General features: G+C 33.8%; 13 protein-coding genes. 3 read left to right on the top strand and 10 right to left on the bottom strand.

Going from position 1 to position 18,335, the window contains the following annotated elements; all coding sequences use genetic code 11:
* Positions 1-140: 140 nt before the first annotated feature.
* On the top strand, positions 141-1,931 hold the full coding sequence (locus tag AC0608_RS11725; RefSeq protein ID WP_478289173.1) for an acyl-CoA dehydrogenase FadE: 1,791 nt from the start codon (positions 141-143) through the stop codon (positions 1,929-1,931).
* Between the two features lie 979 nt (positions 1,932-2,910).
* Here the strand turns inward: AC0608_RS11725 and cysK are convergent.
* The 5 genes from cysK to truA all read right to left on the bottom strand — a co-directional run bounded on the left by cysK (position 2,911) and on the right by truA (position 9,154).
* On the bottom strand, positions 2,911-3,825 hold the full coding sequence (cysK, locus tag AC0608_RS11720) for a cysteine synthase A (protein ID WP_417961301.1): 915 nt from the start codon (positions 3,823-3,825) through the stop codon (positions 2,911-2,913).
* Positions 3,826-3,830: 5 nt separating this feature from the next.
* Entirely contained in the window at positions 3,831-4,667 is an 837-nt protein-coding gene (locus AC0608_RS11715; protein WP_417961303.1) for a serine O-acetyltransferase, read from the bottom strand.
* Positions 4,668-4,911: 244 nt separating this feature from the next.
* Positions 4,912-6,300, bottom strand: coding sequence for a dihydrolipoyl dehydrogenase (gene lpdA, locus AC0608_RS11710; protein WP_478289172.1), 1,389 nt, complete (start codon positions 6,298-6,300; stop codon positions 4,912-4,914).
* A gap of 224 nt (positions 6,301-6,524) precedes the next feature.
* Positions 6,525-8,279, bottom strand: coding sequence for an ABC transporter ATP-binding protein (locus tag AC0608_RS11705; protein ID WP_417961307.1), 1,755 nt, complete (start codon positions 8,277-8,279; stop codon positions 6,525-6,527).
* 128 nt (positions 8,280-8,407) lie between these two features.
* Positions 8,408-9,154, bottom strand: a complete 747-nt coding sequence (gene truA, locus AC0608_RS11700; RefSeq protein WP_478289171.1) for a tRNA pseudouridine(38-40) synthase TruA — start codon at positions 9,152-9,154, stop codon at positions 8,408-8,410.
* Positions 9,155-9,306: 152 nt separating this feature from the next.
* Between truA and AC0608_RS11695 the strand changes: the two genes are divergently transcribed.
* A complete protein-coding gene (locus tag AC0608_RS11695; RefSeq protein ID WP_417990376.1) occupies positions 9,307-9,804 on the top strand; it encodes a metallophosphoesterase family protein in 498 nt (165 codons plus the stop codon).
* Here the strand turns inward: AC0608_RS11695 and AC0608_RS11690 are convergent.
* The 3 genes from AC0608_RS11690 to AC0608_RS11680 form a co-directional block, all read right to left on the bottom strand.
* Entirely contained in the window at positions 9,779-11,497 is a 1,719-nt protein-coding gene (locus tag AC0608_RS11690; RefSeq protein ID WP_478289170.1) for a tetratricopeptide repeat-containing sensor histidine kinase, read from the bottom strand. The genes AC0608_RS11695 and AC0608_RS11690 overlap by 26 nt on opposite strands.
* Positions 11,498-11,658: 161 nt before the next feature.
* Entirely contained in the window at positions 11,659-12,321 is a 663-nt protein-coding gene (locus tag AC0608_RS11685) for a response regulator (RefSeq protein ID WP_417961315.1), read from the bottom strand.
* A gap of 155 nt (positions 12,322-12,476) precedes the next feature.
* Positions 12,477-12,890, bottom strand: a complete 414-nt coding sequence (locus AC0608_RS11680; protein ID WP_478289169.1) for a DUF4293 family protein — start codon at positions 12,888-12,890, stop codon at positions 12,477-12,479.
* Between the two features lie 182 nt (positions 12,891-13,072).
* Here AC0608_RS11680 and rho point away from each other — a divergent pair, with 182 nt between their 5' ends.
* On the top strand, positions 13,073-14,839 hold the full coding sequence (rho, locus tag AC0608_RS11675) for a transcription termination factor Rho (RefSeq protein ID WP_478289168.1): 1,767 nt from the start codon (positions 13,073-13,075) through the stop codon (positions 14,837-14,839).
* 96 nt (positions 14,840-14,935) lie between these two features.
* On the opposite strand, the gene AC0608_RS11670 is transcribed toward rho, so the two are convergent.
* Both AC0608_RS11670 and AC0608_RS11665 read right to left on the bottom strand, forming a co-directional pair.
* The gene (locus AC0608_RS11670) at positions 14,936-16,192 is read right to left on the bottom strand and encodes an RsmB/NOP family class I SAM-dependent RNA methyltransferase (protein WP_417961321.1); all 1,257 of its coding nucleotides are present in this window, start codon (positions 16,190-16,192) and stop codon (positions 14,936-14,938) included.
* A gap of 140 nt (positions 16,193-16,332) precedes the next feature.
* Complete coding sequence (locus tag AC0608_RS11665) at positions 16,333-18,294, bottom strand: KUP/HAK/KT family potassium transporter (protein ID WP_417961323.1); 1,962 nt, start codon at positions 18,292-18,294, stop codon at positions 16,333-16,335.
* Between the last annotated feature and the right edge of the window lie 41 nt (positions 18,295-18,335).

Genomic DNA, 18,335 nt, shown 5'->3' with positions numbered 1-18,335 from the left:
TGGCAATCGCTTCTAAAGCAACTAAATATTAATTGAGTTTATTAGACAAATCAAATCTGAAAACAATTTCGAGTTCAAATTATTTAATTGAAATTGAACACATAATAAACATTATAACAAAAATTCAAAATAACAAAGTCATGAGCGACAAAACAAGAGGAGGTCAATTTCTGGTTAAAGAAACAAAGTGCGAAGATATCTTTACTCCAGAAGATTTTTCGGAAGAGCAATTAATGATGCGTGACTCTGTAAAAGAGTTTGTCGATAAAGAATTGTGGGCACACAAAGATCGTTTTGAGAAAAAAGATTATGCGTATACACAAGAAACCATGAAAAAAGCGGGTGACTTAGGACTTCTTGGAGTTGCTGTACCTGAAGCTTATGGTGGATTAGGAATGGGATTTGTTTCTACAATGTTGGTTTGTGATTATATTTCTGGGGCAACGGGATCCTTCTCGACTGCTTTTGGAGCACATACCGGAATTGGAACCATGCCAATTACATTATACGGAACTGAAGAACAAAAACAAAAATACGTTCCTAAATTAGCCACTGGCGAATGGTTTGGTGCGTATTGTTTGACAGAACCGGGGGCAGGATCTGATGCTAATTCTGGAAAAACAAAAGCGATTTTATCGGAAGACGGAACACATTATAAGATCACAGGACAAAAAATGTGGATTTCGAATGCTGGATTTTGTTCTATATTCATTGTTTTTGCACGTATTGGGGATGATAAAAATATTACTGGTTTTATCCTAGAAAACTCCGCTGATAACGGAATTTCAATGGGTGAAGAAGAGCATAAGTTAGGAATTCGTGCTTCTTCTACGCGTCAGGTTTTCTTTAGTGAAACGAAAGTTCCTGTTGAAAACATGTTGTCAGAAAGAGGAAATGGCTTTAAAATCGCAATGAATGCTTTGAATGTGGGTCGTATCAAATTGGCAGCAGCTTGTTTAGACGCTCAAAGAAGAGTGATTACAAGTTCTGTTCAGTACGCTAATGAAAGAATTCAGTTCAATACTCCAATTTCTCAGTTTGGTGCTATTCGTGCAAAACTAGCGGAAATGGCAACGAGTTGTTACGCTGGAGAAAGCGCTTCTTACAGAGCAGCAAAAGATATTGAAGATAGAATTGCAACTCGTGAAGCGGAAGGATCTTCGCATCAAGAAGCAGAGTTAAAAGGTGTTGAAGAGTATGCTATTGAATGTTCCATACTTAAAGTGGCGGTTTCTGAAGATGTTCAAAACTGTGCTGATGAAGGCATCCAAATTTTTGGTGGAATGGGATTCTCTGAAGACACGCCTATGGAAAGCGCTTGGAGAGATGCACGTATTGCTCGAATCTACGAAGGAACTAACGAAATCAACAGAATGTTATCTGTAGGGATGTTGATTAAAAAAGCAATGAAAGGACATGTTGATTTACTTGGACCTGCATCAAAAGTACAAGAAGAATTAATGGGAATTCCATCATTTGAAACTCCTGATTATGCTGAATTATTTGCCGAAGAAAAAGAGATGATCGGTAAATTGAAAAAAGCATTCTTAATGGTTGCTGGTGGAGCTGTTCAGAAATATGGTCCAGATTTAGATGCACACCAACAATTATTGATGGCAGCTTCTGATATCTTGATTGAAATCTATATGGCAGAGAGCACGATTCTGAGAACGGAGAAATTAGCCAAAAAAGAAGGTGAGGCCAAAGTTCAGGAGCAAATTGCCATGGCAAAATTATACTTATACAAAGCAGTAGACATTGTCACTCAAAAAGGAAAAGAAAGTGTCATCTCATTTGCTGAAGGCGATGAACAACGTATGATGTTGATGGGTTTACGCCGTTTTACTAAATATACTAACATGCCAAATATAGTAGGATTAAGAGAAACAATTACTACTAAATTAGTAGTTGCAAATGAATATTGCTTTTAACTAGAAGATAGATTTTTAACCGCCTTGTCCTTCAAAACAAGGCGGTTTTTTTATTTATTTAAAACATATTCATTAGCAGTTTTTCTTACGATTCCTTTTCCTTCAGCATTTATCTGTATTAATGTATTGTCACCCACTTTTACCGATATGGTTTTCCTATTAAATCTTTTAAAGAAATTATTGAACCTGATTCATTCCAAGTAAAAATTCCTTTTTTTTCAAAAACAGTTTGATCGCCTTTACCTAACTATTTTGTTTTATTTGAAAAATATAAATTCGCATTCAAAGTAATTTAGGTTTCTATTCCTTCGCAATCAACACAGGGAAGTGTACCCTTATGTGTTCCTTGCCAATCTAATGAATTTTGAGAATTATGGGTTTCAATTCTACTCGTGTTCGCATCAATTGAGAGGGAATCACTTTTTATTTCTTTCATTTCTTTTTTACAATTAAAAAAAAACAATGATGTCAGTATAAGGTATCGCAATTTTATTCTTCCTTTTATTATTTGTTAACCCGTTGGTAAAAATGTATTTGCTTTTTTGGTTTCATTATTATGGTTTTTGCATAAAACGATAGATTTTTAATTTCATGTTTTCTGAGAAGTATATTTTCATTTTTTAACAGTAAATCATTGAACTCTGGATTGAATTTCAATATTCTATAATAACTAAAAGTCCATTTACTTATATAGTCGTTCCTCAATTCTTAATATTAAGTGATTTTGTACTCTTTAAATCAAGATTTATGAGGTCTCCAAGAATTTTTAATTGCCCATTAGTAACACCTTTTAATTTGTTAAAAGTGGTATTAAAAACCCTACTGATTTTTATTTAGTTGAAACCTTCTTGATACTAAATTTTTACTTCCAATGCATCTAGTGATTCATACCTAAAATAACGACATGAACATATTCAAAAAAAACATGAAGCCCAACTGCTTTATAAAAGTCAATTGGGCTTAAGTAGGTTGTTTCGGTTTAAACAAACAAACCTTCAATACTCAAATAATGTTCGCCCGTATCATAACAAAAAGTCAATATTTTAGCGTTTTCAGGAATCTCTGATATTTTTTTAGCCACAGCAGCCAGTGAAGCACCAGAGGATATTCCAATGAAAATACCTTCTTCTTTTGCTGCCCTTTGGGTATAAGTAAACGCTTCGTCTTTACTCACCTGAATGGTTCCATCCAGCAAATTTACATGTAAGTTTGTAGGAATAAATCCGGCTCCAATCCCTTGAATTGGGTGTGGAGCAGGAGCGCCCCCACTGATTACTGGTGATGCCTCAGGCTCGACAGCATATACTTTTAGGTTTGGAAAATGGTCTTTTAATATAGCAGCACAACCGGTAATATGACCGCCAGTACCTACTCCTGTTATCAGGTAATCCAATCCGTCAGGGAATGCCTTTATAATTTCCTGAGCAGTAGTTGTTTTATGAATCTCAATATTAGCTGGATTCTCAAATTGAAGTGGTGACCAGGCGTTCGGCATTTCAGTTACTAATTCTTGTGCTTTTTCCAAAGCACCTTTCATTCCTTTTTCACGAGGAGTCAGTACGAATTCGGCGCCATAAAGACTCATTAGTCGACGTCTTTCCACTGACATTGACTCAGGCATTACTAAAATTAATCGATACCCTTTTACAGCTGCTACCATTGCTAAACCAATTCCTGTATTCCCTGATGTAGCTTCAATTATAGTACTGCCTTCTTTTAATAATCCTTTATCCTCGGCATCCTCAATCATTGCTAGCGCAATTCTGTCCTTGATACTGGCGCCTGGGTTAGCCCGTTCCAGTTTAATCCAGACATTATGGTTTGCACCAAATAATCGATTGATTTTTACGTGAGGTGTGTTTCCTATTGTTTCTAGTATGTTGTTGTATTTCATAATATTTATATAGAGAAGAAATTAATATCTTTTATTTCCTGTTGATTCAAAACAGTATTTTTTGTGGACTGCAACACAAATGAATATGGATTCACACTTTTGGTAATAAACGTATTTCCACCTATAATACTATGATTGCCTATAATTGTACTACCTCCTAAAATAGTTGCATTAGCATAAATAATCACATGATCTTCCACAGTAGGATGACGTTTTTTTTCCTGCATGTTTTTCTCCACTTGCAAAGCACCTAAAGTAACACCTTGATAAATACTCACATGCTTTCCTATAATAGTGGTTTCTCCAATGACAATTCCGGTACCATGATCAATCATAAACGGAACGTCAATTGTTGCACTGGGGTGAATGTCAATTCCGGTTTTGCTATGGGCATATTCCGTCAGAATACGGGGTAACAGGCAAGTGGTATGAGAAGCAATAGCATTAGCAATGCGATATACTTCAATAGCAAAAAAGCCAGGGTAGGAATTAATGATTTCCTGAATACAATCTGCAGCAGGATCAGTGTCTAAAATAGCCTTTGCATCTTTTTGCATTGATTGGTATAATCCCGGCAGTGCAGTATAGAAAGATTCGGCAACGTCCAAAATTTCATTGGCCGTTTTATCTTTTGCAATCTCAGAAAGTATCGCAATAAAATTGGCTTTATTTTGATCTAATAGCAATTCGATTTGGATAGTTTCCAATGGTTTTTCAGGAAATAATATTTTGAAAAGATCATCGATCCAATTAATAATTTTTGAAGAATCAATGGCTCTTACCCAATTTTTATTTTGGTTTTCATGCAGTAAATTCGAAAAACGGGTGGGTTCAGTGTTCATTTATAATATAATAGTAATCGGAATGACATTAGTAAAATAGCTCAAAATACAAATATAGAGTAGAATAGTATAGGTTCAAAACCCTGATTTGTAAATAAATGTTAATATGCTTAATCCCCACAAAAAGGATACTTTGTGTTAGAAATGATACTATAAAAAAATCCGATTTGCTTTCACAAATCGGATTTTATATTTTTCTTTGGAGACGCACTGCAGTGCGTCTCTACGTTACATGATTATTTATTTACAAATGTATTACCTCGCCATACGCATCAGCTACGGCTTCCATAACTGCTTCACTCATAGTTGGATGTGGGTGAATTGATTTGAGGATTTCGTGTCCTGTAGTTTCAAGTTTACGCGCCACAACTGCCTCAGCAATCATATCTGTAACTCCTGCCCCAATCATGTGACACCCTAACCATTCTCCGTATTTAGCATCAAAAATTACTTTTACAAATCCATCTGGTGTTCCGGAAGCTTTCGCTTTTCCTGAAGCTGAGAATGGGAATTTACCAATCTTTAATTCGTAACCTTTTTCTTTAGCTTGCTTTTCAGTCAACCCTACCGAAGCAATTTCAGGAGTTGCATAGGTACAACCTGGAACGTTTCCGTAATCAATCGGTTCTACATGCAGTCCTGCGATTTTCTCCACGCAATTGATTCCTTCAGCTGACGCTACGTGAGCTAATGCTTGCCCTGGTGTTATATCACCAATAGCATAATAACCGGGTATATTAGTTTGATTGTAAGCGTTTACTAAAATTTTATCTTTGTCGGTGGCAATCCCTACTTCTTCTAATCCTATATTTTCTATGTTGGTTTTAATTCCGACAGCCGAAAGCAAAATTTCAGCTTCCAGAACTTCTTCTCCTTTTGCCGTTTTAACAAAGGCTTTAACACCGGCTCCAGTGGTATCAATTCTTTCTACAGAAGAACTAGTCATGATCGTAATCCCTGCTTTTTTCAAAGAACGTTCCATTTGTTTTGAGATATCTTCATCTTCAACAGGAACTACATTTGGCATAAATTCTACAATGGTTACTTTAGTTCCCATTGAGTTATAGAAGTGTGCAAATTCAACTCCAATCGCTCCAGAACCTACAATAATCATCGATTTTGGTTGGGTAGTCAAAGTCATTGCCTGACGGTACCCTATTACTTTTACCCCATCTTGTGGCAAGTTCGGCAATTCACGAGAACGTGCTCCAGTTGCAATAATGATATGATCTGCAGTATATTCTGATACTTTATTTTCTTTATCTGTAACATCAACTTTTTTTCCAGGTTTTAGTTTTCCAAAACCATCAATTACATCGATTTTATTTTTTTTCATCAGAAATTGAACCCCTTTGCTCATTCCGTCAGCAACTGTTCGACTGCGTTGTACCACAGCAGGAAAGTCTTTGTCAAATGATGAAACAGTCAATCCATAATCAGAAGCATGTTTTAGATAATCAAAAACCTGGGCTGATTTTAGCAAGGCTTTTGTTGGAATACATCCCCAGTTCAAGCACACACCGCCTAAGTTTTCTTTTTCAATTACGGCTACTTTAAACCCTAATTGTGAGGCTCTAATTGCGGTAACATACCCGCCTGGACCACTTCCTAAAACTATAATATCGTATTTCATTTTTTGTGTTTTTCTTATTTAATTGATTGGGCGAATTTAAGGATTTATTCTGTTTTGAGAAAGTTTCAAAGTAATAAAGTAGTAAACTAACAAATTTTGATAAAAAGACCTTTGTTTAAAACAAACTACAGTCGTGTAAATCAATTTCTGCTCTTTATAAGCATACAATTCAGAATTTTAAAGTAAATTAAAACCATATTCGATTAAGAGCTTAGAGTAGAAAACTAATTAGCCACAGAGAATTGTGAATCATACAAATTCTTATAATAGCCACGCTCACGATTGATTAATTCCTGATGAGTCCCCTGTTCTACAATAAGTCCTTTGTCCATCACAACAATTTTATCTGCATTTACAATTGTTGCTAAACGATGGGCTATAACAATTGAGGTTCTCCCTTTTGTAATTGTTTCGGTAGCACGCTGAATCAGTTCTTCTGAATAAGTATCTATTGAAGAGGTAGCCTCATCGAGAATCAAAATACTTGGATTGCTTACATATGCTCTCAAAAAAGCGATTAATTGACGCTGTCCAGAAGAGAGCATAACCCCACGTTCTTTGACATCAAAATCATAATTATCTGGTAAACTCATGATGAATTCATGAACGCCAATTTTTTTGGCAGCAGCCAAAACCTGTTCTCTACTAATTTCTGGATTGCTTAAGGTAATATTGTTAAAAATAGTATCGGCAAAAAGAAAAACATCCTGTAACACAACTGCGATTTGTTTTCGTAATGAACCTAATGTATAATTTTCAATGTTGTTACCGTCAATATAAATAGAACCGCTGTTGATTTCGTAAAAACGATTCAGTAAATTGATGATCGTTGATTTCCCTGCACCTGTAGAACCTACAATAGCAATAGTCTGACCCGCATGTACGTTTAAATCAATTCCTTTTATTACTTCTTCATCTGGAATGTACCCAAAACGTACGTTCTTAAATTCAATATCTCCTTTAAAGACTGGAGCTTCAATAATTCCGGTATCCTGAATTTGATCTTGAGTATCCAAAATATCAAAAACACGGTTTGCGGCAATCATTCCCAATTGCATTTCGTTGAATTTATCCGCAATCTGACGCAATGGATTAAACAACATCCCAATAAACATCGTATAAGAGAATAAATCTCCAAAAGTTGTAAAGGTATCGCCATTCAATATTTTTACACCTCCATACAATACTATAAAGCCTAATGTCAAAGATGAAATAATATCCGCAATAGGAAAAAAGATGGAGTTATAGAGTATGGTTTTTATCCACGCTTTTTTATGTTTGTCGTTGATACTTTTAAATTTTTCGTGTTCAATTTTCTCCCGATTAAAGAGTTGCACAATCTTCATTCCCGTTACACGTTCTTGTACAAAAGAATTCATATTGGCAATTTGGTTTCGCACTTCCTCAAATGCGACTTGCATTTTCTTTTGAAAAATACGTGTGAAGAAAACTAAAATTGGCATGGCTACAATCACAATCCAAGTCAATTTCCAGTTCATATAAAACATAAAAATCAATACGACAACCATTTTCATCAAGTCACTGATAATCATGAATAATCCCTGACTAAAAATCCGGGCAATAGACTCAATATCCGAAACAGAACGGGTCACTAATTGCCCCACGGGAACGTGATCAAAATATTTCATTCGGAAACTCAGAATATGTTGAAAGAGTTTGGTTCGTATATCTTTTACAATATCCTGACCTAACCAGTTGGCCCAATATACAAAGTAAAATTGAGAGAATACTTCCAGTAATAGGACAATTCCCATCAGGATTACATACACTAATAAACCCTGCTGATCTTGGGTTGCAATGTAACCATCCACCGTTTGTTTCAATAAATAAGGGCGTAATGCCGCAAATACCGAGAGTGAAATAGCAAAAATAATCACCCCGTTAAAACGCCATTGGTATGGCTTTGTAAATTTTAGTATTCGTTTGAATAACCTAGTATCAAATGCTTTTGCTTTCATGTATTTTGGGGGCTATTTCCTGATTTTACAATAATTCTATTATTTGCCAAATGAGCTAATAAAAATGATTTTAATTTCAAATATTTTCATAACCTGAGTTATCTGAAAATAAAATTTAGTAAAAGTAATCAGGGTTTTTTCGTAATATAATTGTACTCTATTTTCGTTAAATATAAACCATGCGCCGGAACCGAAAAACCAGCCTTCTCTCGGTTTTTACTTTCTATAATCGCGGTAAAATCAGCCAGTGTAACCTTATGTAATCCTACATTAACTAATGTTCCCACAATGGCACGAACCATATTTCGTAAGAAACGATTGGCTGAAATCGTAAAAATCAATTTATTATTTTCTGGTTTCCAATAGGCTTCGTAAAGGGTGCAGTCAAAAGTATTTACATCCGTATTGACTTTTGAAAAACATTGAAAATCAATGTGATTAAACAATAATTTTGCCGCTTCGTTCATCAAATCCACATCTAATCTTTGATGAAAATACCAACTTTGATCTTGCGAAAAAACATCTTTAAAAGTATTTATATGGTATTCATAAGTACGTTTTACAGCATCAAACCGTGTGTGTGCATCATCATGTACTGGTATCAGATCATAAACAGTTATGTCTTTCGGTAGATAAGAGTTCAGTTTGTGTATAAAACTAGGAATATCAAATGCCTTTTCAAAATCAAAATGCGCATACATTTCAGTTGCGTGAACTCCAGTGTCAGTTCGTCCGGCTCCCATAAGATTAATGGTTGTATTCAATAGCACCGAAAACGCTTTGCTCAACGTCTCTTGAACTGAAGCAGCATTGGGTTGGTATTGCCAGCCATGATATTGGGTTCCGTTGTATGCTAATTTGATGAAATATCTCAAGTGTTCTTAATTGCAAAGTTTCAAAGTGCAAAGGTACAACGTTTTTATGTGCTGTAAAGGTTAAAAAATTATGCCCTTGTTGGTTTTGTATCATAAATTAAGAAACTAAACTCAGCAACTTTGTACCTTTGTATCTTTCTACCTTTAAAATAATGAAAAAAATACTACTCCTTTCTGATACGCACAGTCATATTGATGATCTAATTTTAAAATACGTTGCTCAAGCTGATGAAGTATGGCACGCAGGAGATATTGGTGATCTAGCGGTAACCGATAGCTTAAAAAAATTAAAACCGCTACGTGGCGTGTATGGCAATATTGATGACGCTACAGCCCGATTAGAATTTCCGCTTCACAATCGCTTTATGTGTGAAGATGTGGATGTTTGGATTACGCATATTGGCGGTTATCCTGGGAAATACAATGCAACAATTAAATCAGCAATCGAAACTAATCCACCTAAATTATTTATTTGTGGACATTCGCATATTCTAAAAGTGATATTTGACAAAAAAAACAATTTATTACACATGAATCCTGGAGCAGCAGGTAAAAGCGGATTTCATAACGTGCGAACAATGCTGCGTTTTGTAATTGACAAAGACAAAATTAAGGATTTAGAAATTATTGAGATTGAAAAACGGGTCTAATCGTTTTTTTATGATACGTAATAGGAACAATTATTTCAATGGATGTCCCCGCGTTTGGCTTTGAATTGATTGTAACATTTCCTTTCAAATTACTAATTCGGGCTTTGATTTGATTGAGACCAAACCCTTCCAAAATATGAAATTTACCGGTATCAAATCCTTTGCCATTATCTATAATATCAATATGAAGAAATTTGTTGTTCTCCTCGATGCTCAATTTTGCTAGCTCCGCTTGACTGTGCTTTATAATATTATTTAGAAGTTCCATGATAATGAAATAAATTTTCATTTCGAAATCTTCATCGTAACGCGTTTTTTTATCTACAGAACTCGAATATTCAAAGCCAAGAATAGAATTTGAGTTTTTTTCGCATAAATCGTCCAATGCATAAAATAATCCAAACCGAGCTAAAAGCGAAGGCATTAATTCATGGGACAAATCCCTGACTTGATCGTGTGCTTCCTCAAGAATGGCTTTGGTTTTACTAATTTCTTGCGATGAAGATTGATTTTTTGAGGTGTAGGCATGAAGATGCAATCCAGCAGAAGATAGTAAAGCACTAATGTTATCGTGTAAAAAAGAAGCAATTTTTTTTCGTTCCAATTCTTGACCGTTTATCGATGCATTGATCATATTTTCTTGGACTTTACTTCGCAGATCTTTAAGTTTATTCTTTTGTTTAAGCTGTGCGTTTTGGGAATAGAAGTAAAAAAGAAAGAACAACAACAGTAGGATAGCAATTATTACAATAACAATTTTTTTGTTTTTGTCTTGCTCTTGTAGTAGCGCATTTTCTTTAATTTTAAACTCACTTTCGATTTTATCAATTTCTCTCTTGTATTCATCAATTTCAAGATTAATACCCGCTACATTGGCTTTGTTCAATTTTTCTTCATTGTTTAGCTCATCTGTTAATACATTAAAATGTGCAAGGTTCTTGTAGGCATTTTTATAATCTCCGTTTTTTAATAAAAACTTAGAAAACTCATAATGTGAATAGGACAAATCAGATTTTTCATCCCCTGCATTTCCTAAATCTATGGCACTTTGGAAGTAAAAAAACGCTTTCTTGGTATCATTTATAGAATTATAATACATCCCATTCAGCATATTTAGAGCAACTATAGTAGAAGATTCTCCATATTTTTTGTGGTATTTATTAATATATTTTAAATAAGGTAGTCCTTCATCATAACGGTCAATATCAAAATAAGCCCAAGTCAAATTAAGTTTTGTAAAAACTATTTCAGCGGAATCTTTAATTTTAGTACTGTATTGTAATGATTTTTTATAATGATAAATTCCTTTTGCATATTGCTTTTTATCAAAACAATAAATGTTCCCCAAATTGTTGTTCAACCAATTTTTTAAAACATCATTATTCGTTTTGTTGGCGTATGTCAAGCCCTTATTGTAGTAATAAAATGCTTTATCAGATTCAGATAACTGATCAAAATTTGCAGCAATAGTATTGTAAGATCCAGCAATCAAGTTATTGTCTTTTAAGAGAATCGCCTGACTTAAAGCAAGTCTCGATTTTATCAAGGAACTCTCAAAATTACCTACTTTCATCAATTGATTGGCTTCTTTTGCAAGCGAAACAACGTCATTTTTTGTAAAGATTTTTTTTTGAGCAAAGCCAGAAAAATTAAATACTAAAATTAGTACCGTAAAGATGTGTTTCAGCGACATAAATAATTTTATTTTAACCCTTGTATGTAATAGGCTTTAACAAAAACAATGGTGAGTCAATTGTTTAAGCTCAAAAAATAATTTTAAATTTAGAATTGTTTCAAAAAAAATTGATTCGTGAAATTTAAATAAATTTTATTTTGGAAGATTATTGAGAAGGGTCAGGTCTTTATCAACTTGTTTTTAATGGCATACTTAACCAGGCTTATGGAATTCTTAGCATCCAGTTTTTTCATTATGTTTTTGCGATGGGTTTCCACGGTATTTACACTGATGAACAACTGGTCACTAATTTCTTTACCACTAAATTCTAATGAAATTAAGATAATAATTTCCAATTCTCTTTCAGTTAAAATTAAATTCCCATTGCGATAGGATTTATTTAGTTTTGGATTATCCTTAGCGACAGTGCTAAAAATTTTCTCTCGAACAGCATTACAAAAATATTCCTCGCCATTATTAACCGCAAGAATAGCTTCAACAATATTTTCTCCTGCGCATTTTTTGGTCAAATAACCGCTGCTCCCTAATTTCATCACCTCCTTAATTATTCTAAGGTCATCGTGACTCGAAAGTATAATAATTTTACATGGAAATCCTTTTTCAGCAAACTCTTTAATGACTTCAATACCATCTTTTTCGGGCATGTTAATATCCAAAATTAGTATATCGGATTCGTTGTTGATTACTTCATCATAGATATTATTTCCGTTAATAGAAGACCCTACCACTTCAAATGTGGGATTGGTGTGAAGTAAAGTTCTGATTCCATCAATAAGTATTTGATGATCATCAGCCAGATGAATTCGTATTTTTTTTAACATATCAAGATCGTTATTGCCAAATTTATGAAATAAAAACAACAGATTCTTGTTTTATTAAATCTTTATTCTAAAATAAAAATAGGATTATGGATACAAAAAAACCCGAATTATTACATTCGGGTTTCCTTCGCACTAATAAACTAAAGTTTATAGGTTTACCTCAATCTGTCCACTGATTTTACAAGATCTTCATCCTTTTTGATAGCTTTATTAGCCAAAACTAATAATACGATAGCAACTACAGGCAGAAACATCCCAATACCTTTCTCTGAGACAACGGGTGTCTCTCCAGATACGTTTAGTGAACGATATACAAACAATCCTAATAAAATCAAATTTAATATTATGTTCAATCTGCCAATAACAAACTGATTTTGTCTTTTTTTATAGGAAACTATACTTAACAACGTTAGTGAAGTACTCAACCCTAAAACTATAGTATACACTTGACTTTGCATGAAATAATACGCTTTACCATCACTCATTGTCCATAACGGAATGAAAAATAATAAAATGCTAGTAACAACAAAAGTAAGTAGTAAATAAATAGTCTGAATTCTTTGTATCATGTGTTAAATATCTTTTACAAAAATATATTTTCTTTTTTAAAAATACTATTGTCTGGTTAAATTTTATTCGTATTATTGCATCATAATTCCGTAAGCACTTCATACTGCGGTTGATTCAATATTAAAGTTTACTACCTATCTTTTACATTTTTCCAACAATTAATTAAATTCATAGAACATTCATGTTTGATATTTCTGCATTAAAAGAAATGAAGCTTTCTGAGCTTCAAGAAATAGCTAAATCAGCTAAAACCATAAAATTTAACGGTGTAAAAAAAGAGACTTTAATCAGTCAAATTCTCGATCACCAAGTGGCTAACGTTGACGCAACATTAGATTCAACAGTTGAAAGTAATTTTGAAGACGATAAACCTAAAAGAGTTAGAATTTTACCTGTAAAAAAAGTAGCCATTCAAAAAGCAGTAAAAAATTCTCTTTTTGAAACAGAACAAATTGTTACAGAAAATAGTCTTCCTTTTGAAAATAATGATTCTTTCCAAGAAATTCCAAAAGAGCAAGAACCTTCTTCAATTCAAGAACCTATAATTGAAGATAAAAAAGGCAAGGTAATTAAGTTTAATAAATCAGCATACGAAAAGAAAATAGCCTTAAAAAAGGATAAGGAAGAACTTAAAGACGCTACAAAAGAAAATGAAAGTGTAGCAGAAACAGCAACTGAAGAAAAAGTTGAAGTTCCAGTTCCTGCAAAAAAATTGAATCCAAACCAGCTACATAAGCAGAATTTGAATCCAAATCAAAATGGGAATGGAAACGGAAATCAAAATCCAAACTTCAAAAATAAGAAAAGCAATTTTGCAGCATCTGATTTTGAATTTGATGGAATTATTGAGAGTGAAGGCGTTCTAGAAATGATGCCGGACGGATATGGTTTCTTACGTTCTTCTGATTACAACTATTTGGCTTCACCAGATGATATATATTTATCAACTTCACAAATAAGATTGTTTGGTCTTAAAACAGGAGATACCGTAAAGGGAGTCGTCCGTCCCCCAAAAGAAGGAGAGAAATTTTTCCCACTAGTACGGGTTTTAAAAATAAACGGACACGATCCTCAAGTAGTTCGTGATAGAGTTTCATTCGAACATCTAACACCTGTTTTCCCATCGGAGAAGTTCAAATTAGCAGAGAAGCAAAGCACGATTTCAACCCGAATCATCGATTTGTTTTCACCAATAGGAAAAGGACAACGTGGGATGATTGTAGCCCAGCCTAAAACAGGTAAAACGATGTTGCTAAAGGAAATAGCCAATGCGATTGCGGCGAATCATCCTGAAGTATATTTAATTGTTTTATTAATTGATGAACGCCCAGAAGAGGTTACCGATATGCAACGTAGTGTGCGTGGGGAAGTAATTGCTTCTACATTTGATAGAGAACCGCAAGAGCATGTGAAAATTGCCAATATCGTTCTGGAAAAAGCAAAACGGTTAGTAGAATGTGGTCACGATGTGGTGATTTTATTGGATTCCATTACGCGTTTAGCCAGAGCTTACAATACCGTACAACCTGCTTCAGGTAAAGTTTTAAGTGGTGGTGTGGATGCCAATGCATTACAAAAACCAAAACGTTTCTTTGGAGCTGCTCGTAATGTAGAAAATGGTGGTTCATTAAGTATCATTGCTACTGCATTGACAGAAACTGGTTCAAAAATGGATGAAGTTATTTTCGAAGAATTTAAAGGTACCGGTAATATGGAATTGCAATTAGATAGAAAAATTGCCAACAAACGTATTTTCCCAGCGATCGATTTAACCTCTTCAAGTACCAGACGTGACGATATGTTATTGGATCAAAAAACATTGCAACGCATGTGGATTATGCGAAAGTACCTTTCGGATATGAACCCAGTAGAAGCAATGGATTTTATCAATGACCGTTTCAAGAAAACGAAGAATAATGAAGAGTTTTTAATCTCGATGAATGATTAGAAACATTAAAAAATAAAAACATTCATAAAACGCATAAAAAAAGTCCTCGAAATTCGAGGACTTTTTTTATGAATTATGGAGTCTAAAATCTATATTCTATTCTATTTCTTTTTGTACTCTTTTCTCTTTCTGTTCTAAGTTTTCTTTACGTTCTAGCAAAGCCATGTAAAATCCATCAAAACCAGATTCTGAAGCCAATATTTTTTGGTCTTTCACAAAGTTGAATTGTTTTCCAATCTCAGTAGTCAGGAAACGAGCGATTTGCTCTTGATTTTCGGAGGGAAGTATAGAACAAGTAGCGTATACTAATTTTCCACCTGGTTTTACAATTTTAGAATAGCTTTCTAAAACTTCCGATTGTACTTTACGAATGTTGTCAATAAATTCCGGTTTTAATTTCCATTTAGCATCAGGATTTCTTTTCAAAACTCCTAAACCACTACATGGTGCATCAATTAAAACGCGGTCTGCTTTTTCATGTAGCTTTTTAATGATTTTTGTCGAGTCAATAATGCGGTATTCAATATTAAAAGCACCATCTCTTTTGGCTCTTATTTTTAATTGCTTTAATTTGCTTTCATACAAATCCATAGCGATTAACTGCCCTTTGTTTTCCATTAAAGAAGCAATGTGCAATGTTTTACCACCAGCACCAGCGCAAGTATCAACAACACGCATTCCAGGTTTTACATCAAGGAAAGCAGCTACTAATTGTGAGTTGGCATCCTGAACTTCAAAGAAACCTTGTTTGAAAGCATCAGTCAAGAAAACATTGGCTCTTTCTTTTAGAACCAAAGCATCAGGTTGATTTTTAAGCGTTTCCGTTTCAATATTCAAATCCATCAAAATAGCACGTAAAGCTTCTCTTGTTGTTTTAAGTGTATTTACCCTTAAAATTACTTTAGCAGGCTGATTTTGGGCTGTAATTTCAGTTGCCCAAACTTTTTCCCCTAATTCCTTAACTCCTAATTCATCCATCCAGTCTGGTATAGACTCTTTCAAAGCTCTGATTTTGGAAAGTTCATCAAAGCGACCTTTTATTTTTCGCTCTGGGGTACCTTCCAGTTGACGCCAGTCCGGAATAGGATAGCCTCTTAAAACGGCCCAAACAGAAAACATTCTCCAAAGATTATCTCTATCAAAAGGTTCTTTTACTTCGGCAATTTCTGCGTATAAACGTTTCCAACGTACAATTTCGTAGATGGTTTCAGCAACAAACTTTCTATCAGAGCTTCCCCAACGTTTGTCTTTTTTTAATGATCTGGCCACCACTTTATCTGCATATTCACCTTCATTAAAAATGGCGTTTAATGCGTCTATTGTTGTGTAAACTAAATTTCTGTGTAATCTCATTTTAAATAATTGAGGTGCAAAGGTACTATTAATTGATTTGAATGCTATATTTTAAATAATGAATGTTGTTTTTAAATTTTTCGACAAAAAAAACATCGTATTCAATACGATGTTTTTTACATTTTTAAAAAACTAAAAGATTATTTTACTCTTGTCAATGCTATTTTTTCAGGTGCATGAAGTACCATTGGAAATTTTTCGATTTTAACCGAGCTACTGTCTAAACCAAACGCTCTTTCTTCAGATAAACTTAATTTTTTAATGAAAAAATACGAGTTCATAATTATTTTTTCATGCCATCTCAAGTCACTATCATTTGAAAGGAATTTTTCGGATAAAACAAATTTAAAATCACCAATGATGTTATTTTTATTCAACGATTCGTATCTGCTGGTGATATCTACTTCCCCTTTTTGAACCATATCTTTAATAACCTCTTTAAACATTAAGTTTATTTTAGTAGGCTCTCTAAAACCAAGATTAAAATCTACACGATACAAATCATCTTTAACGATTTCAGTAACTTTATATTCTGTTTTATAAGGCTCCGTTAATATGTTCACATGTACAAACCAATAGATATCGGCTCTTTTAGGTCGTTTTTGCAAGATGGAATACATTACTTTTTCTTCAATTTCATCAGTTCTACCAGCATTAGTCATGTAAACTAAATGTGTAGCATATTTAGGAATTGATAAATCCTTGCTCAATTCGACTAGTACTTTTTTATAATCCTCAATTTTAACAATTTTAGTATAACTTTTATTAATTTTCTTAGCTAGATACCAAATTGTCATTATACTAATCAAAGTGATTGCTATAAGCAGAGTAACATAACCTCCTTCGGCAAACTTGGTAATGTTTGCAATTAAGAAACTAAATTCAATTATGAGATATATCGTAATCAAGGGTACGATAAAATACAACTTTACTCTTTTCATTATCAAATAAAAATTAAGTAATACAGTTGTCATTATCATACACAGAATGATTGCTAATCCATAAGCATGTTCCATGTTACTGGATTCTTCAAAGTGCAACACGATACCAACACATCCAATGAATAATAACCAGTTTATGGACGGAATATACAATTGCCCTTTTAATTCAGTAGGATATTTTATTTTAACTTTTGGCCAAAAATTCAAGCGCATGGCTTCATTTATCAATGTAAAGGAACCGCTGATTAATGCTTGGGAGGCTATTACGGCTGCAAGTGTTGCTATAATAATTCCTATTGGTTGAAACCAGTCCGGCATAATAAGATAGAAAGGATTTCCATTCTTTCCGCCTAAACTTTGTAATGTTTCGCCCTCCTGACGGATCAAAAAAGCAGCTTGTCCAAAATAATTTAGCACTAATGCCGATTTCACAAAAATCCAACTGATTCTAATGTTTTTTCGTCCACAATGCCCCATGTCTGAATACAAGGCCTCAGCACCAGTGGTACACAGGAATACAAAACCTAATACAAAAAAACCTTCAGGATGAATTGTCAATAAATGATAAGCATAATACGGATTGATTGCTTTTAAAACTTCGGGATTTTGCACAATTTGCGAAGCACCCAGAACAGCCAGCATTCCAAACCAAATAAGCATCATTGGGGCAAAAAATTTACCAACTAATTTTGTTCCAAATTGCTGAATTGCAAAAAGTACAAATAAGATACCTATAACAATTGGTATTGTATTTATTTCAGGATAATAAGTCCTAATTCCCTCTACTGCTGATGAGACAGAGATGGGGGGCGTAATGATCCCATCAGCCAGTAAAGCACTTCCTCCTATAATAGCTGGAACAATTAACCATTGAATTTTTGTTTTTTTAACTAAAGCATATAACGCAAAAATCCCTCCTTCACCATGATTGTCCGCACTTAATGTTATTAGAACATATTTGATTGTAGTTTGCAAGGTTAGCGTCCAAAAAACACATGAAATTCCACCTAAAACAACCGCAGGATCAATAACATGATCCCCCAATATGGCTTTCATTACATACAATGGGGAGGTCCCTATATCACCATAAATTATTCCTAATGAAATTAATAATCCACCTAATGTTAATTTACTATGTAAGTCTTTGTGCGATGTGCTCATGTAATATTTTTAAAAAACTTGTCAAAAGTACACTTTTAAAA

It is taken from the genome of Flavobacterium sp. GNP008 (assembly GCF_056428965.1).
Note: the sequence above shows the minus strand (reverse complement) of the source record. Positions and strands in the feature narration are given on the sequence as shown.